We start from the raw sequence: 16,036 nt of genomic DNA, 5'->3' as shown, positions 1-16,036 counted from the left end.
CATGACCGCGCTTGTTGAGGAAGCGGGGGACATTGCCCCCCGCGCTCGGGGGTGGACGCGAACAGCGCTGATCTTTGCTCTCTTTCTCGCGGCGCTCGTCGTCAGCATCGTGATCAGCCTTTGCGTCGGCCGATACTCGGTCTCGGCGCTGCGGGCCCTCGAAATCCTCGGCGGAGCGATGGCCCAGCCCGGCCGCGTCGTCGAGTCCATGGACGAGCGCATCGTGCTGCTGGTGCGGACGCCCCGCGTCATCATCGCCGCCATGTCCGGGGCAGCCCTCGCCATTGCCGGCGTGGCCCTCCAGGGCGTGTTCCGCAATCCCCTCGTATCGCCCGAGGTCCTGGGGATTTCCCAAGGCGCTGCCTTTGGTGGGGCGCTGGCGATTACCATGGGCATCTGGGGCGTGCCGCTGCTGCTGGCCGTCTTCATCGCCGGCTTCTCGGCTCTGATTCTGGTGGGCCTCCTGGCTCGCATCGATGGCCGCACCGAGATCATCACCGTCATTCTGTCCGGCATGGTCATCGGCTCGCTTTTTTCCGCCTTTGTCTCGCTGCTGCAGTTCCTCGCCGATCCCAACAGTTCCCTGCCCGCCATCGTCTATTGGCTGATGGGCTCGTTTGCGACCGCTACCTGGGACCGCGTTCTGGTCTCGACCCCGGGCCTCGTGGTCGGCATGGGCCTACTCTGGGCCTTGCGCTTCCGCCTCAATATTCTCTCGCTCGATGACAGCGAAGCCCGCAGCCTTGGCGCGCGGCCGGACCTCGAGCGCTGGCTGGTCTTTGCGCTGGTCGCGTTGATCGTGGGCAGCCAGGTCGCGGTGTCCGGCATTGTCGGTTGGGTCGGCCTCGTCATCCCCCATGCCGCGCGGCTGATCGTGGGCCATGACCACCGTCGGCTGCTGCCGGCCACCGCCCTGCTCGGCGCCGCCTTCATGGTCACCATCGATACGCTGGCGCGCACGGTCACTGCTGCCGAGATCCCCTTGGGCGTACTGACGGCCATTGTCGGCGCCCCGGTTTTTGCCCTGCTGCTGCGCCAGCACTATCGCGACAAGGAAGCACGATGATCGGCCTCACCAATGCCACGGTCCGTTTCGGGTCCCGCACTATCCTTGATGGCTTGACCTTTGCTGCCGCGCGGGGTCGCAGCCTCGCCATTCTTGGCCCCAATGGCCGCGGCAAGACCACGGCCCTGCGCGCCATGCTGGGTTTCCAACCGCTGAACAGTGGCATCCGTACGGCCCCATCCATTGTCGGCTATGTTCCCCAATATGCGTCGAGCAACCAGAGCTATGGCGTGCTTGACGTGGTGGTGATGGGTCGCGCTGCCGGCCTTGGCCTCTTCGGACAACCGACCCCCGCCGATATCGCGGCGGCCAATGCCGCGCTCGACCAGGTTGGCGCCACCCGCTTTGCCGGCGAACGGTTCGACCGGCTGTCAGGCGGCGAGCGTCAGCTCGTGCTGCTAGCCCGGGCGCTGGCCACCGGCTCGGATGTCCTGGTGCTCGACGAACCCGGCTCAGCGCTTGACCTGCACAACCAGCAGCGGCTGCTGACCCTGCTGGACGATCTGCGCCAGCAACGCGACCGCGCCATTGTCTTTACCACGCACGATCCCAACCACGCCCTTGCGGCGGCGGATGATGCCCTGCTGATGATGCCCGAAGGCGAAGCCCTGTTTGGGCCGGTCGAGGAGACCATTCTGCCGCATCACCTTGAGCGCCTCTACGGCGTCGCCATGCGCATGGTCGATCTCAGCGCTGCCGACGGTGCCATACACCGCTGCGTCTTGCCGGCCTTTGCGGGAAGGCGCGCGGCATGAGCCTGCTGCTGATTCACTCCCATTTCGGACCCATCCCTGCCCCTTATGCCGCCGCGGTCGCCGAAGGGCGCGCCAGGAGCGTGCGCGAGCGCAACCTCACCGCCGCCGACTTCATCGCCGCCAGCGGGCTGATCACCACCCAGCATCTCGACCAGATCGGGTTCCTCGCTCATTCCACTGCGCTGCAGTCCATGCTCGATCGGGGTGGCCGCTGGTTTTTCAATGGCCATATGTTGCGTCGCTTCGTCGACGGGCTCGATGTCTATCGGCCCCTCTCCAAGCCCAAACGCGCCGATTACGCGCTCACCCGGCTCAGCGAGCACCCCATCTTCGCCGGCATCGACCCGACCAGCCTTGAGGAAAACAACGGCGTCGCCGGCTTTTACGGACGTGGCTACAACCCGCTACCGCCGGGCGGCCAGCCGGTCACTGGCATCGGGCCGGACCTGTTGCCGATCGACTGGGACTGGGCCCTGCCATCGGGAGGTCGCATCTTTTCGCACGCCGGCAACGACGTTGGCGGCATGACGGGCCAAGGCGGCTCCCGCGGCACCAGCGGCGTGCCGGTGGAACGCATCCTTGCCTGGTGCGCCGGGGAGATCTGCCCATGAGCATTCTGGCCATCCATCCGGGCGCATATTACCACATCGAAAGCCTCGAAGCGCCACGCTATGCCGACCACTTTGATCGGCTGGTCCGTCCCGAAGACCTCGCCGCGGAACGGCTTGAGGAACACGCCGTAGTGCTCATCCCCTGCCGCACCCCGGCCGACCGTATGGAAGAACACAAACCGCAGCTTCGCGCCTATCTCGACAATGGTGGCACCATCATCGCCACTGGCGAGAGCGAGAGCCAGCTGTTCCTCCCCGGCATAAGCTTCACGCCCCAGTCCACCAATTTCTGGTGGTGGCTGACGCCAGGCGCCGATCTGGGCGTGCGGATCACCAAATCGGAGCATTCGCTGTTTGAACGCCTGGCCCAGCGCGACATCACCTGGCACCTGCATGGCTGGTTCGACGTGCCTAATGGCGCCGAGGTGCTGGCCGTCAATGGCGAAGGCAAGCCTATTCTCTATATCGATGAAGTGACGACCAAGGGCCGGATGGTCATTACCAGCCTCGACCCCTTCTTCCACCACGGCAGCCATTTCATGCCTGCCACCACGCGCTTCCTGGATGGCTTCCTGCCCTGGATGCGCGAAACGCTCGACAAGGACCCCGCATGACCGACCAGATCACTGTACGCGAGGACGGTAAGGAACTCGCCTATCGCTATGCCGACCTGATGCTGTTCCACGGCTTCGGCTTTCCCGGCGGTGTCGCACATGCCTTTAAGGTCATGCAGAGAGCTCTGCCGCTGCTCGACAATGGCGCTCCGCCGGAACGCCGCGAAATCGCCATCCGCACTGCGTTCCGCGGCCCGGGCGCACGCGATGCCTTTGAAATGGTCACTCGCTCGCTGACCGAGGACCGTTACGTCGTCGATGCTGCGCTGGAGTGCCCCGAACGCGGCGAGACCCTCGCGCGCTATGTCTTCGTGCTGTCCTATCGCGAGACCACAGTCCGGCTGCAGCTGCGCGACGGTATTGTCCGGGATGAATTCATCGCGCTCGGCCGCAAGGCGGACCGCACCCACGAGGATGAGGTGCGACTGACCTACCTCACGCAAGAGATGGCGCAGCGTTTGTTAGCGACCGCCGCAGCAGAGGTGTATGACGTCACGTAGAGCCCAGCTGAGGATATCAGGCTTTTCCTAATGGCGAGCTCAAGGCGCCCGTGGTGATCGGTCGGGACCATCTCGATTCGGGATCGGTGGCATCGCCCAATCGGGAAACCGAGGCCATGAGGGGCGGCTCGGACGCCGTGTCCGATTGGCCGCTGCTCAATGCCCTTCTCAACACCGCATCAGGCGCGACCTGGGTGTCGCTGCATCACGGGGGCGGCGTCGGCATGGGCTTTTCCCAGCATGCCGGCATGGTCATCTGCGCTGATGGCACGGACGACGCCGCCCGCCGCATCGAGCGGGTACTGTGGAACGACCCCGCCAGCGGCGTCATGCGCCACGCCGATGCCGGCTACGAAATCGCCATGGACTGTGCCCGCGAAAAGGGCCTCGATCTCCCCGGCATACTCGACTGACATAACTCGGCGCAAGGCGGGTCCGTTTTCTCCGGGGTCACCATGCAGATCATCCGCAGCCAAGACCACAAGATCGTACCATGGCGTAACGGCGGTGGCGTGACCCGCGACGTTTCGAGCTACCACGATGATGCACAGGGCCAGGATTTTCTTTGGCGGCTGAGCATCGCCACGGTCAGCCAGTCGGGGCCGTTTTCGCACTTCCTAGGTATAGATCGCACCATCGCCGTCATGGCTGGCGATGGCTTTTCGATGCAGGTCGAAGACCAGCGCGTCGCGCTCGATCGGGCAACGGCGCCCTATTCCTTTGCCGGGGAAGCCGAGGTTTGCGCCACCGTGACTGCCGGACCCACCACCGACCTCAACATCATGACCCGGCGCGGCGTGTTTGCTCACACCATGACACGCCTGCTGATCGACCGGCCAACCTCCCTGCCTATTCTAGCACCGTTGACGATCATCGTCTTCAACGGCGCCTGCAGGGTTACCGTTGGCTCTGTTGCAGAGCAGATGGAGATTCTGGACGCACTGGTGGTCTCGAAAAACGAGGTTCCGATCGCGTTGTCGCCCCCCCCTCGCCCGCCGAGCTTTATCTCATCGGCATCACCGGCCCATAGCGATCACACCGCCACATGCGGGTATCGGGTTTGAGCGGTTTCGAGAGGCAATGCTTGAGAGGTTGTGAAGTAGCCGAGAATGGGCCTCGAAAACATCGTTGTCGGTGCTAGGTCGAGACGGCCGAGGCACGTCCGCTTTCAGGAGTTTGCTGATTGGCCTCGAAGGTCCGAATTGGGGCGCGTTGCTGGTCGGCAGCTTACGACCCCATCTCGGTCATTAAGCGCCGTCGTCAGATCACCTAAAAGCGGACATCGAAGAGGCGCGCTTTTCGGCTTCGTTGAGCCTGAGGGATTTGGGGGCTTCCTCGCTTGGCGCGCACCGCAACCCTTAGGGTGTTCGCCAGCATAGTCGTCGGTTGGTGGGGATCGGCCACTCCGCCCATCATGGGTTCTGTTGATCCTCCACTACGACCGCATCACCGCTGGCGAGGCCGCTGATGGGTTGGAGCAAAGCCGCAATTTTCTGCAGGGTCGTTGCAAGGCGCTTAAGAGCAGCAAGGTAAGCCTCGCTCGCACCAATCGGCGCGCCCAACCTATCGAGCGACATTTCTTGAACCAATCCTATGAATTGCGCGTCCTCACGGAGTTGCGCAATCGTGTCGCGCACATGCTGCAGTGCCTCGCTGGCCCGAGAAGCTCTCAGTGCCTCAGCTCTCCCCGAGACCTTTATGATGTCCGCTCCAGTGTACGAGGCAACCACTGGACGCTCCATGAACCGATGGCCTTTAGCTGGTCGCCGTACTTGAGCGTCCCACTGTGGTAAGTGTGGCCGACTAGAGGCTAGAACTCGCTCCAGTCGGGTTTGGCGGCTCTGTTCACCCGCGAGGATTGGAGCCGCTTGTCGCGGGCCTAGTAAGGCGAGATGGTCCAGAGGCTTGCTGCTTCACCGAGGCTTGGCTGGGCTCCGGCAGGAGGCGGTTCTCATCGAGCACAAAGATCTCAACGATCCGATCGAGCTCGCTTGCCTGCGCCTCGGTCTGCTCGATGGCGGCATTGGTCTGTTCGACCAACGCGGCATTGTGCTGGGTCATCTCGTCCATCGTGCGGACCGCGGTCGTCACTTCCTCAATGGCGGAAGCCTGCTCACGACTGTCATTGGCGATGGATTCGAGCAGGCCATTATTGCCGCGCGCCGCATCCAGCATGGTCTTGAGCTTGCCTGCAGCTTCACCGACGAGCTTCGAACCCGATTTCACCTCGTCCGCAGACTGCTCGATCAGCACCTTGACCTCGCTCGAGGCCTGCGCTGCCGATTGCGCAAGGCGCCGCACTTCCACAGCCACAACGGCAAAGCCCTTACCGGCGTCGCCAGCGCGCGCTGCCTCAACTGACGCGTTGAGCGCCAGGAGGTTGGTCTGGAAGGCGATGTCATCAATCATGCCGATGATACTTGAGATCTTGGCAGACGATTGCGTGATGCGCCCCATCGCTGACGTCGCAGCATCCATCACCTGGCCACCTTCCTCAGCGGCACGGGTCACAAGCGTGGCGCTGGCACTGGCATCTTTGGCCCGCTCGGCGTTCTTCACCACTGTCGCAGCCAGTTGCTCCATCGCCGCCGAGGTTTCTTCGATTGTCGCGGCCTGCCGGGTCGTGCGCTCGGAAAGGTCGTTGGCGCCCGACAGGATTTCGCCGGTCGCCGTCTTCAGCGAACCGGACGTGCGGCGGAGCTGGCCAACCACTTCGGTGAGTTTGTCGGCGACCGCGTTGACATCGTCCTTGAGTGTTGCGAAGGCACCTTCGTAGTCGCCTTCCATGCGATGCGTGAGGTCGGTGTGGGCCATTGCTCCCAGCACGTCACCAATCTCGATCACCCCGCGATTGAATGTCGAGACCAGATTGTTGACGCTGCCGGCAAGAGCATTGAGCTCGGGATCGGGAAATTCCACCGCCACCTGTCGTGTGAAGTCGCCTGCCACGGCCGCGTCCACCACATCGCCAAAAGCGGACCGCAGCTCGCTCATCATCTGCTGGCGCTCCTGTTCGTGCGCCAGGATCCGGTCCGCTTCCGCTTCGGACATGGTGCTGATGCGAAGCCCGTTCAGGCGGAAAACTTCACGGCCCTCGCCATTGCACCAACCTCGCTCCGCCTTTGCGCGTAGGGAACCTCGACATCGTAATCGCCCGCCGCAATGGTTTCCATGACCGAAGCCAACCGAGGGACCGGCCGCGCAATGAGCCGAGAGAAGATCAGGCCGCATGCGATCAGTACAACCATCACCACGCTGCTCACCGTGGCGATCAGCTGCAGAGCGCCGTTGGCCGAGGCAGCAACGACCTCCAGCGGCGTGCCTACGAAAATCGCGCCTAGAACCTGTCCCTCCGCTGTAGCGATCGGCTGCAGGGCTCCGAGGAAGCGGCGCCCGCCTATCGCCACTTCCCCGGCAAAGGCCTGGCCTGAAGCAATGGTTCGGTACGGAGCTCCGGCCGCGAGAAGCTCACTGTCCGCCAGCCGTTGACCCGCAGTATCCACCAGGCTTGTGGTCTTGGTCAGCAAGGCACCGGTTTCCGGGTCGAGGACGAAGACCGCGGCCTCTTGACCGGTCACTCGGGTTATCGAGCCCACAATCGCCGTGTCAAAGAACGGGGGGATGGCAAAGCTGTGGAACGACTCGATGCGGCCGTCGGCGAGCCACGCCACGACAGACCCCGATATTCGACGTTCGAGGATCGTTGCGGCAATCCCGAGATTGACGCGCTGCTGTTCGGCTGCCGCTGCCTCCGACTGCGAACGCAAGTTGGCGTAGACGGCTGCGGAGACTATTCCGATCGACAACAGGATTGACAGCACCATCAGCACCGCAATGGCCGTCGTCATGCGGATGTTGGCGAAGAAGGTATTGACCGGCTTCATGTGGGTTCCTGCACAAAGGTGGGAAGGCGCCTGGCGAAGTCCAGTAGCTGTCGATCGGTGCCGCTGGTCGAAAGCAGGGAAATCGAGCTCGTGGGCGCGACATCATCGTGAGGCAGGACGAGCTGCGGCAGCCCAGCTAGCCCCGCCAGGCAGGTGAGTGCGATCGCGCGCTGCCGAAAGCGATCAAACTCGTCCGGGGTGGCGTCGACTCGGGGCGGTAGGACCGGAAGTGACGGAAAGATCGCCACATCCCGCGTGCCGAGCCGCAAAGCAAGTCTGTCGCTCAGATACGCCTTGAGTTGTCGTGCCTCTGCCAGTTGCGAGGCGGGGACATGTCGCCCGCGTTCGAGCCGCAGTCTTATCTGGGGGTCGATACTGCCAGGCCCGCTTTCAAGGAGGCGAGCGTTCGACGCTGCCGCCTCATGCCAGAGGATAGTCTGGAATGCTTCGGACAACTCGCTCAGCCGCAGGCCGCCCAGTAAGCGAACGGGCGTTGCCCGGTGGCCGATGGCAGCGACGAAGTCCCTGCCCACATCGCCTTCGCAGGCGTCGAGCAGTTCCTCCGGCAGGACCATTCTGACTAGAGCCACTCCGTTATTCGTTACGCCCAGCGCCGCCATTGCCCGATCGAGAACATCGAGTCTGCGAACAATCAAACCGACAGTGTCGAAGCTCGGGGCCACCGCCCGGCAACCGCTCAGCGAAAGTAGTCCGTGCGTCGGTCGCCAACCGATGCAGCCGTTGAGAGCAGCTGGAAGGCGGATCGAGCCAGAGGTGTCGGTACCCATACCAATGTCCGCAAATCCCTCCGCCACAGCGAGGGCGCTGCCCGTCGATGATCCGCCGGCTATGATGCCAGGAAACCTCGCACTGGCGGGAGAGCCAAAGTGTATGTTGCGGCCGAGCAGCGAGTAGGCCAGCTCATCGGTATGAGTCTTTCCCACGAACCGCGCGCCTGCATCGAGCAGGCACTGAACCGTCGCTGCGGTTTGAGTCTTGATGCCCGATGCCGCCAGTTCAAACGCGTTGCCGGCGGCGGTAGGGTATCCAGCTACGTCGAAGATGTCCTTGACCGCCAAGGTCAAGTCCGAAAGGGGCCCTCCGACGTAGGAAGCGACAGGCACGTTTGGATACGGCAGGAATGCGTCGTTATGCCTGAGCGACCCGCCACTCCCGTTCATATCTTGAGATGCCCCAGAATTGTGTCGCGCGCCTGGGGCGACATATTCCCGGTGTCGTCGATCTCGCCTTGCTTGAGAACTGCCCAGCGGTCCGCGACCTTGAGGGCGAAATCGAGGTTCTGCTCGACGATCAGCATGGTCGTGCCATTGGCCTGCCGGTCGTTGCGCAATACTCCGGCGATGCGATCCACAACGGAGGGCTGCAGGCCTTCCGATATTTCGTCGATAAGCAGCAGGCGCGGCCGCAGCATCAGCGCGCGGCCAAGCACGAGCATCTTCTGTTCGCCCCCCGATAGCGTGCCGGCTTTCTGCGTCAGGCGCTCGGCAAAGATCGGAAAGAACTGCACCAGCCGCTCCAAGGCGGGGGCAAAGTCCTGCCGCCGCGCTACCGCAAGGCGGAGATTGTCCTTGATACTGAGATCCTGGAATAGCGGCTGCTCCTGCGGGGCATAGCCGACGCCAGCGCCGATCAATTTGTTCGGCGAAAGTCCGCTTGTCGACTGGTCATCCAGGTGGACGGAGCCCGAGCGTAGCGGCAGCAGACCGAGAATGGTCTTCAACAGCGTGGTCTTCCCCATTCCGTTCTTGCCCAGCAGCACCAGGATTTCTCCGCTCCGGACCGAGAGGGAAAGCGACTTAACTACGTCGATGGCACCATAGCCGCTGCGGGCGGCATCGACCGTGAGCTTGGACGTGGCGCTGGCGATATCAAGCATGAACGCCTCCCGAATAGATGGTCTTGACGGTTTCGGAATTGACGACCTCGGCTACCGTGCCATCAAGCACCAGCTTGCCTTGATGCAACACAACGATGCGGCTCGATATCTCGCGTACAAAGTCGAGGTCGTGTTCCACCAGCACGACGGCGAAGCCAAGTTCCCGCGTGAGCCTGATCAAGATGTTCCCGATAGTGGTGCGTTCTACCTTGGTCAGCCCTGCCGTGGGCTCGTCCAGCAGAACGAGGCGCGGCTCCAAGGCCACCACCATGGCGAGCTCCAGTGCCTGCTTCTGGCCATGGGACAACTGGGTCAGCGGAGCCGATAGCATGGCGTCGAGCCCGGTCAGTGCCAGAATGTCTCTGGCGGCGGAAGGCAGGGGCAAATCGTTGGTCGCCTCGGTGACGCTCGGCTTGTGTCGTGCAACCCGCGCCATGCGCAGGCAATCGGCCACCGTTAGGCTTTCGAACACGCTGGCCACCTGGAACTTGCGGCCAACGCCGAGCGCCACGATCTGGTCCGGGGTCAGAGACCGGATGTCGGTGCCGTTTATGGCGATCCGCCCGGCGACACCGAGCGTGCCGTCGCTGAGGGCGCGCATCAGAGTGGTCTTGCCGGCACCGTTGGGTCCAACCAGGCTGACCAGTTCGCCGGGCGCGACATCGAGGTTGATGCCCTTGAGCACGACATGGCTACCATAGGCCATTTCGAGCCCCTGGACGCTTAGCAGCGCTTGCCCGGAATTGTCCGGCGGAAGCGCGACATCGAGCCCCACGGGCGTCACCGGACGCGACGCCCGGAAACGGTCGGGCAGCAGGCGGGTAGCCAAAGCCGCGAGGCCGTTTGGCAATACGATGATCATCACCACGAAAAATCCGCCGACCAGCAATTGCCAGACGAACGGCAGTTCGCCCGAGAGGTTGGCGCTGAGATAGTCGATACCAAGGGTACCTAAGATCGGCCCGATGATCGTGCCGCGACCGCCAAGTGCGGTCCACACCACCAGTTCGGTGCCGAAGACGAAGCCGGTATTCTCCGGCGCAACTACGCCGGAAGCGTTGGCGAACAAGAACCCCGACAGACCGGCCACGCCGGCCAGGATGGCGGTGAGCCCGATCTTGATCGCTTGGGTATTGAGGCCGAGATAGGCGCAGCGGGCTTCGTTGTCGCGAATGGCGACAAGGATCTTGCCCGCATCGGAGCGAATGAATATCCAAGCCGCCGCCGCCAGCACGATGAGGCAGGCGCCGATCAACCGGAAGTAGCCATGCAGTCCCAGTGGCAGGGTCGGATACCCCACCAGGCCGCTGCTGGACCCGGTCCATGCACCGCCAGCGAACACCAGTTGGGTGATAACGATGGGTACGACGAGCGAAATCACCGAGGCATAGAGGGGGGTGGAGTTGTAGTAGAAGGACAGCCAACCAACCGCGAGACCGAGCAGGACGGGCAGTACGAGAGCCAGGATCAGGGCCAGCGCAAAGAATTGCGGCGCCCCGCCCAGGTGGGTCAGCACCATTGCCGCGGCGTAGGCGCCGACGCCAAAGAAGGCTGCCTGACCGAAGGTGAGAATTCCGGTAAAGCCCCAGAGCAGGTCCACCGTGATGGCCAGCATGGCGTAGATCATTGACCGTGTCAGGACGTTGAGCGTGAAGCGGTCGAGGACTAGCGGCCCGAGCAGAACGAGCAGCACCGTCACGATGACAATTGGAAGCAGAAGCCTCGCGGATTTAGGCATTGGAGAATCCTCTGGGCCGGACGCGCAGGACGATGGCCGAGAGCACGGCGACCGTGATGCTGCCGAGGACGGGACTGACGAAGGTGCTGACCAGCACCTGTACCCCTCCGAAAACAATACAGGCTATGGCTAGGGCGCCGAAGGACGAGCCTGAGACCATCACCAACATGAATGCACCAATCAGCCAGGCGACACCCATGGTGGGGTCGACGCTGGTCAGTGGGGTGAGGAGCACGCCGGCCAGCGCAGCGAGGCCGGTTCCGGTGACGAACGTGGCGAAGCGGACGAGACCCGTATTGATGCCGAGTGCTCGCGCCAGCGCCTCATTCATGATGACTGCCCGTGCAGCGAGGCCCAGGCGTGTCCCTTCGAGCAGCAGCGAGAATCCGCCACCGACGACAAGCGCGGCGAGGATCAGGAACAGGCGATAAGCCGAATAACTGAAGCCGAAAAACTCAAATGTTCCAGGCAGCAGATTGGGGGTGAACTGCACGTCGCGCCCGAACCATAGCGTGATGAGTTGACCAACAACGATGCTCAGGCCCCACGTCGCGAGGATCGCATCGAGCGGGCGACGATAGAGCGGCCTGACGATCAATTGCTCAGTGATCCCGCCCAGCGCCGCGCCGACCACAAACGCGACCGGTAGTGCCATCCAAGGATTCCAGCCCAGGCTGGCCGTCAGTACAGCGCAGTAGGCACCCAGGGTCAGCCAGGCGCCATGCGCGAAATTGATGATCTTGAGCACGCCAAAGATGGCCAGGAGGCCCGACGCAACGATGAAGAGCACCGATGCTGTAGTGATGATATCGAGAACGAGCGTCATGGCAGCCTCGCGGAAGGAAGGTGGGAGAGCCGAGGGAGGCGGCTCTCCCGAGTCAGCCTAGAGATCCGGGCACTGCGTTCCGGGGCTGACATTTTCGAACTGGGCCGCCACCGACACGGAGCCATCGCCCTGCACCTGACTAAGATACATGGTCAGCGGCGCATGGTGCTGCTCATTCATGGTGACCTGGCCGCGCGGTCCGGTGAACGACACCTCCGCAAGCGCAGCGACGACTGCGGCAGTTTCTGTTGAGCCGGCCGCTTCGACGGCGGCTTTGTAGAGGTAGATGGCGTCGTATTGCGGGACCGACAGGTCGTTGGGGGTGCGCATGTCTGCGCCGAACTTGGCGGCAAGCGCCTCCTTGAATGCGGTGTTTTCCGGCGACGGAATGCTGGTCACGTAGGACGAAGAGATGTAAATCCCCGCGGCGTCCGCACCCATCGTCACAGCGGTCCCTTCATCCATGGCGAGATTGCCGTATGGCAGGACTATGCCGGCACCGCGCATCTGCTTCGTAAGCGTCACGTTGGGCGCGCCGCCCGCCGTTGACGTAATGACTGCCTGGGCGCCCGAATCCTTGAGCTTGGAGACGACTGCGGTCCAGTCGCTACCATCCATCGGCAGGTATTCCTCACCGACAACCGTGCCACCATGCTCTTCGATGTACTTGCGCGCGAATTCCAGCATGCCACGGCCAAACGAATAGTCGCTACCGATCAGGAAGAACTTGGTCGCGCCTTCGCTCTGCATGAAGTGGTCCACCACTGGTGGAACCTGCTGCTCGGGCACCCAGGCATTCACATAGAGGTTGGCATTGCACGAACGGCCCTCGTAGAACGAGGTGTAGATGTAGGGCACGTCGCCTTCGGTGATGATGGGCAGGCCGGCATTGCGGGCGGCGCTGGTTTCCATCGAAATGATGACGTCGACTTCCTTCTGGTAGACGAGCGAGTCGAAGGCGCGCTGCGCGCCGGCGGCGCCCGACGCGTCGTCGGCCACTTCGAGCATGAGCTGGCGTCCCAGCACACCGCCTGCTGCGTTGATCTGTTCGACCGCCAGTTCGGCTGACTGCACCACCGAGGGGGCGACCACGCTGTTGGCGCCGGACAGGCCAACTGGTACGCCGATGATAATCGGATCGGTGTCCTGGGCGAGGGCGGAGGTGGACAAGAGCGCCGCAAGCAGGGCGATAGTGATGCCTTTGGTCATGAGTGTTTCCTTTTCCTGATGCCGATTATTCGTTATTTTCGGACAAGGACGGGTCCGTACCGTAGATATCCGTCCGACGATCACCCAGCACGTTGTTGAACTGGTTGAGCTTACGTGACGATTCGACCGAGCCCAGCTGGGCACGAGCCAGAATTATTTCCTGATTGGCGGCGCTGGCCGGGCCGGCAAGGGCCAGCCCATCGGGACCGACGATCAGGCTGCGCCCGATAAAGGGCTGGCCGCGCTCGACGCCGATGCGGTCTGCGGCAGCGATGTAGATGCCATTGGAATGCGCTGCCGCCCGGATCAGCGTGTTGGCGATGGATTCCTCGCCCTCTGCCTGCCCCGCCATTGGCACCCAGTTGGTGGGCACGCAGACCAGTTGCGCGCCGCCCAGGGCCAGGGCGCGGAATGTCTCGGGGAACCAGCCGTCGTAACAGATCGCCAGCCCGATCAGCCCGACGGGCGTGTCGAATACCGGCAGCCCCAGATTGCCGGGCTGAAAGAACAGGGTTTCCCGGTTCCACAGGTGCAGCTTGCGATACTTGCCGATGAAACCATTCGGCCCTGCCAGGATGGCTGCGTTGAAGAAGTCGTCGCCATCTCGCTCCGCCAAGCCGCAGGCGATGTAGACCGACAGTTCCTCGGACAGCGCGATAAGGCGGCGCGCGCTCTCGCCTTGAGGAACCGCGCCGGCAACTGCCTCCAGTTCCTCCTGGCGCTCAAAAACGTAACCCGTGTCGGCGAGCTCGGGAAGCACATGCACCGAAGCGCCACGCTCCGCTGCCTGCCGGATCAAGCGTTCCATTACGTCGAGATTGGCAGCCACGGCTCCAAATTCGGGCTGGAACTGGATGCTGGCGACGACGGTCGAATCGGGCGAAGTCAGATGCTGCAAGGCATACCCCAAAAACAAAAAGCCCCTGGTCCGGACGCGTGTCCGAAAACCAGGGGCTGCTGTAGCCGAATGTGAATGCGGCAGTCCTGCCGCGGGGCAATCTTGCCCGTTGTCAAAAAGCTGTCATGAAGACTTGCCCGCGTCAAGCGGGTATCTGGACATTATTTGGTCGGTCGGTCGTGCGGTCTAATTCTTCGGCGAAGGTGTTATGATCAAACCAAAATTTCGCATCGCCTCCTGCGCGGCGATGACCGTTTCGGCCACTGCGACCATCTGCTGACGCTGCGCTGTCGCCTGATCCCGCAGCATGCGATAGGCCGCTTCATCGTCGATGCGGTTGAGCTCGGCGAGGATCTTGACCGCCTTGTCGACCGTGCGCCTGCTCTTGAGAGTGTCTTCGAGCTTGGCCACCTTGGACGTCAACCGGCCCTCGAAACCCCACCTATAACGCGCCAGCGCAAACTGCGTCAGCACGCCAAGCGGCCGGATCGGCTTGCTGATCACGCCATGGGCGTTGAGGTCAATAATCGCCTTGAGGGCGATAGGGCTCTCATAAGTCACGATGGCGATGATTGCCGGGTTGCGATCGGCGAGAAAAGTGGTCACCCCGTCGGTCGACAAGTTCTCGACCTGCAGGAATACCGTGTCGATATCGCGCGGCAGGGCGGCCGGCATCGGCCATGTGGCTTTCACTTCGCATCCAAGGCGCTTGAGGTGATCCACCAGCGTCGCGGCGTCCTCATCGCGCGGGTGCACCACCAGCACGCGGGCTTGTCGCAGGTCTTCAAGGATCTTGCGCGCCTCGCCCTTCATGCTTCGCCGCTCAACCAGGTTTCGTCAAAGCGCGAGGTGACGAGATAGGGGTCGGGACGCACCGCCGCCGGTGCTTCCCAGACGATGTCAAACAGCCCGCCATCCCCCAGCACGCCGATACGCGGCGTCACCCAGATGTGACGGGTATCTTCGTCGAAAAACAGCTTTCCCTCGGGCGCGTCCATTTCTTCCTTCAGCATGGCAGCGGCAAGCTTGCTGCCATCCATCGATCCTACGCGCTCGAGGGCCCGGGCGAACATATGCACCTGCGCATAGGCAGGCTGCGACCAGACGCTGGTATTGGTGCCCTCGCCGAAGCGGGACTTGTAGGCCATGACGAACCGCCGATTGGCGTCGCTGTCGATGCTCTGGAAGTACGAGGCGGCCAAGATGTGGCCCGTGCATTTTTCCCAGCCGATGGCGCGGATTTCGCTTTCGGCCATCGTGAGACTGGCGATTGGACATTGGCTGCGGTCGATGCCGCGTGCGTCGTATAGGGAGTAGAATTCCTGCGCCGAGGTGCCGATGACGGTCGAGAATACGGCGTCAGGCGCGAGCCGCTCGATCTCGTCCACCAGCGCGGTTAGTTCGGCAGTTCCGGCATCGAGGGGAATGTAGCGCTCGGCCACCACCTCGCCGCCCTTGGATTCGATCAGGTCGCGCATCACTCGATTGGATTCGCGAGGATAGATGTAGTCCGCGCCGACGAGGTAGACGCGCCGGCCGTATCGCTGCAGCAGGTAGTCGGCCAGCGCAAAGGTATTCTGGTTCAGCGTCGCGCCGGTATAGATGACGTTCTCGGAATACTCGAAACCCTCATACATGGAGGGGTATACCAGCAGCCCATTGTGCCGTTCGACGATGGGCAGCACCGCCTTGCGGCTGGCCGAAGTGGAACAGCCGAAAATGACGCTAAGCTCTTCCTCGGTCAGTAGCTCGCGAGCCAGTGCACGATAGGCCGAATTGTCGCCGCCTGGATCGTAGGCCACCGGCGCTATCTGGCGCCCGAGCACGCCACCGTCCGCATTGATTTCCTCGATGGCCAATGCCGTGCCGAAGAAATGTTCGCTCTCGGTGATGCTGGTCACGCCGCTGCGCGAGAATAGGACGCCGACACGCCACGGTTCGGGTTCTTTGCTGTTCATTGGGTGCGCCCTGTTTGGCGCATGGTTAGTTGCATCCTCGTTCGGTGTCAAAAACGGTGGCTGCGTGTAAAAATGAGGCC

General features: G+C 62.8%; 16 protein-coding genes and 1 pseudogene. 7 read left to right on the top strand and 10 right to left on the bottom strand.

The window, feature by feature from the left end; genetic code table 11:
* The first annotated feature begins 1 nt into the window (after position 1).
* From IM737_RS15875 to IM737_RS15845, 7 genes and pseudogenes are all read left to right on the top strand, one after another.
* Positions 2-1,066: a FecCD family ABC transporter permease gene (locus IM737_RS15875; RefSeq protein ID WP_236895479.1), complete on the top strand. Its 1,065-nt coding sequence runs from the start codon at positions 2-4 to the stop codon at positions 1,064-1,066.
* Positions 1,063-1,821 carry an ABC transporter ATP-binding protein gene (locus tag IM737_RS15870; protein WP_236895477.1) on the top strand — a complete coding sequence of 253 codons (759 nt, stop codon included), beginning with the start codon at positions 1,063-1,065 and terminating at the stop codon, positions 1,819-1,821. The genes IM737_RS15875 and IM737_RS15870 overlap by 4 nt, the downstream gene beginning before the upstream one ends.
* Positions 1,818-2,432, top strand: a complete 615-nt coding sequence (locus tag IM737_RS15865; RefSeq protein ID WP_236895475.1) for a hypothetical protein — start codon at positions 1,818-1,820, stop codon at positions 2,430-2,432. Before IM737_RS15870 ends, IM737_RS15865 begins: the two co-directional genes overlap by 4 nt.
* Positions 2,429-3,046, top strand: coding sequence for a hypothetical protein (locus IM737_RS15860; RefSeq protein WP_236895473.1), 618 nt, complete (start codon positions 2,429-2,431; stop codon positions 3,044-3,046). The genes IM737_RS15865 and IM737_RS15860 overlap by 4 nt, the downstream gene beginning before the upstream one ends.
* A complete protein-coding gene (locus IM737_RS15855) occupies positions 3,043-3,546 on the top strand; it encodes a hypothetical protein (protein WP_236895471.1) in 504 nt (167 codons plus the stop codon). The genes IM737_RS15860 and IM737_RS15855 overlap by 4 nt, the downstream gene beginning before the upstream one ends.
* Before the next feature lie 29 nt (positions 3,547-3,575).
* Positions 3,576-3,959 (top strand): annotated as a pseudogene (locus IM737_RS15850) (urocanate hydratase); the annotation flags it as partial.
* A gap of 42 nt (positions 3,960-4,001) precedes the next feature.
* Positions 4,002-4,610 carry a HutD/Ves family protein gene (locus IM737_RS15845; RefSeq protein ID WP_236895469.1) on the top strand — a complete coding sequence of 203 codons (609 nt, stop codon included), beginning with the start codon at positions 4,002-4,004 and terminating at the stop codon, positions 4,608-4,610.
* A gap of 781 nt (positions 4,611-5,391) precedes the next feature.
* On the opposite strand, the gene IM737_RS15840 is transcribed toward IM737_RS15845, so the two are convergent.
* The 10 genes from IM737_RS15840 to IM737_RS15795 form a co-directional block, all read right to left on the bottom strand.
* Positions 5,392-6,597, bottom strand: a complete 1,206-nt coding sequence (locus IM737_RS15840; RefSeq protein WP_236895466.1) for a methyl-accepting chemotaxis protein — start codon at positions 6,595-6,597, stop codon at positions 5,392-5,394.
* 20 nt (positions 6,598-6,617) lie between these two features.
* A complete protein-coding gene (locus IM737_RS15835; protein ID WP_236895462.1) occupies positions 6,618-7,430 on the bottom strand; it encodes a cache domain-containing protein in 813 nt (270 codons plus the stop codon).
* Positions 7,427-8,509 carry an amidase family protein gene (locus tag IM737_RS15830; RefSeq protein WP_236895460.1) on the bottom strand — a complete coding sequence of 361 codons (1,083 nt, stop codon included), beginning with the start codon at positions 8,507-8,509 and terminating at the stop codon, positions 7,427-7,429. Before IM737_RS15830 ends, IM737_RS15835 begins: the two co-directional genes overlap by 4 nt.
* A 98-nt stretch (positions 8,510-8,607) precedes the next feature.
* On the bottom strand, positions 8,608-9,327 hold the full coding sequence (locus tag IM737_RS15825; protein ID WP_236895457.1) for an ABC transporter ATP-binding protein: 720 nt from the start codon (positions 9,325-9,327) through the stop codon (positions 8,608-8,610).
* Positions 9,320-11,065 (bottom strand): branched-chain amino acid ABC transporter ATP-binding protein/permease, encoded by a 1,746-nt coding sequence (locus IM737_RS15820; protein WP_236895455.1) that lies wholly within the window; start codon positions 11,063-11,065, stop codon positions 9,320-9,322. The genes IM737_RS15825 and IM737_RS15820 overlap by 8 nt, the downstream gene beginning before the upstream one ends.
* Positions 11,058-11,891, bottom strand: a complete 834-nt coding sequence (locus tag IM737_RS15815; RefSeq protein WP_236895453.1) for a branched-chain amino acid ABC transporter permease — start codon at positions 11,889-11,891, stop codon at positions 11,058-11,060. The genes IM737_RS15820 and IM737_RS15815 overlap by 8 nt, the downstream gene beginning before the upstream one ends.
* 57 nt (positions 11,892-11,948) lie before the next feature.
* Positions 11,949-13,100 (bottom strand): substrate-binding protein, encoded by a 1,152-nt coding sequence (locus tag IM737_RS15810; protein WP_236895451.1) that lies wholly within the window; start codon positions 13,098-13,100, stop codon positions 11,949-11,951.
* 25 nt (positions 13,101-13,125) lie between these two features.
* On the bottom strand, positions 13,126-13,998 hold the full coding sequence (locus IM737_RS15805; protein ID WP_236895449.1) for a nitrilase family protein: 873 nt from the start codon (positions 13,996-13,998) through the stop codon (positions 13,126-13,128).
* Positions 13,999-14,184: 186 nt separating this feature from the next.
* Positions 14,185-14,811, bottom strand: coding sequence for an ANTAR domain-containing response regulator (locus IM737_RS15800; RefSeq protein WP_236895447.1), 627 nt, complete (start codon positions 14,809-14,811; stop codon positions 14,185-14,187).
* Positions 14,808-15,956, bottom strand: a complete 1,149-nt coding sequence (locus IM737_RS15795) for a transporter substrate-binding domain-containing protein (RefSeq protein ID WP_236895445.1) — start codon at positions 15,954-15,956, stop codon at positions 14,808-14,810. The genes IM737_RS15800 and IM737_RS15795 overlap by 4 nt, the downstream gene beginning before the upstream one ends.
* Between the last annotated feature and the right edge of the window lie 80 nt (positions 15,957-16,036).

The organism is Devosia sp. SL43, from assembly GCF_021729885.1.
In the GTDB taxonomy this organism is placed as follows: domain Bacteria; phylum Pseudomonadota; class Alphaproteobacteria; order Rhizobiales; family Devosiaceae; genus Devosia.
The sequence above is the reverse complement of the archived record's forward strand: the minus strand, read 5'-3'. Positions and strand labels throughout refer to the sequence as shown.

Coding starts and splice junctions, on each gene's coding strand:
- IM737_RS15875 (WP_236895479.1), top strand. CDS start 2: ATGACCGCGCTTGTTGAGGAAGCGGGGGACATTGCCCCCCGCGCTCGG.
- IM737_RS15870 (WP_236895477.1), top strand. CDS start 1,063: ATGATCGGCCTCACCAATGCCACGGTCCGTTTCGGGTCCCGCACTATC.
- IM737_RS15865 (WP_236895475.1), top strand. CDS start 1,818: ATGAGCCTGCTGCTGATTCACTCCCATTTCGGACCCATCCCTGCCCCT.
- IM737_RS15860 (WP_236895473.1), top strand. CDS start 2,429: ATGAGCATTCTGGCCATCCATCCGGGCGCATATTACCACATCGAAAGC.
- IM737_RS15855 (WP_236895471.1), top strand. CDS start 3,043: ATGACCGACCAGATCACTGTACGCGAGGACGGTAAGGAACTCGCCTAT.
- IM737_RS15845 (WP_236895469.1), top strand. CDS start 4,002: ATGCAGATCATCCGCAGCCAAGACCACAAGATCGTACCATGGCGTAAC.
- IM737_RS15840 (WP_236895466.1), bottom strand. CDS start 6,597: ATGTCCGAAGCGGAAGCGGACCGGATCCTGGCGCACGAACAGGAGCGC.
- IM737_RS15835 (WP_236895462.1), bottom strand. CDS start 7,430: ATGAAGCCGGTCAATACCTTCTTCGCCAACATCCGCATGACGACGGCC.
- IM737_RS15825 (WP_236895457.1), bottom strand. CDS start 9,327: ATGCTTGATATCGCCAGCGCCACGTCCAAGCTCACGGTCGATGCCGCC.
- IM737_RS15820 (WP_236895455.1), bottom strand. CDS start 11,065: ATGCCTAAATCCGCGAGGCTTCTGCTTCCAATTGTCATCGTGACGGTG.
- IM737_RS15815 (WP_236895453.1), bottom strand. CDS start 11,891: ATGACGCTCGTTCTCGATATCATCACTACAGCATCGGTGCTCTTCATC.
- IM737_RS15810 (WP_236895451.1), bottom strand. CDS start 13,100: ATGACCAAAGGCATCACTATCGCCCTGCTTGCGGCGCTCTTGTCCACC.
- IM737_RS15800 (WP_236895447.1), bottom strand. CDS start 14,811: ATGAAGGGCGAGGCGCGCAAGATCCTTGAAGACCTGCGACAAGCCCGC.
- IM737_RS15795 (WP_236895445.1), bottom strand. CDS start 15,956: ATGAACAGCAAAGAACCCGAACCGTGGCGTGTCGGCGTCCTATTCTCG.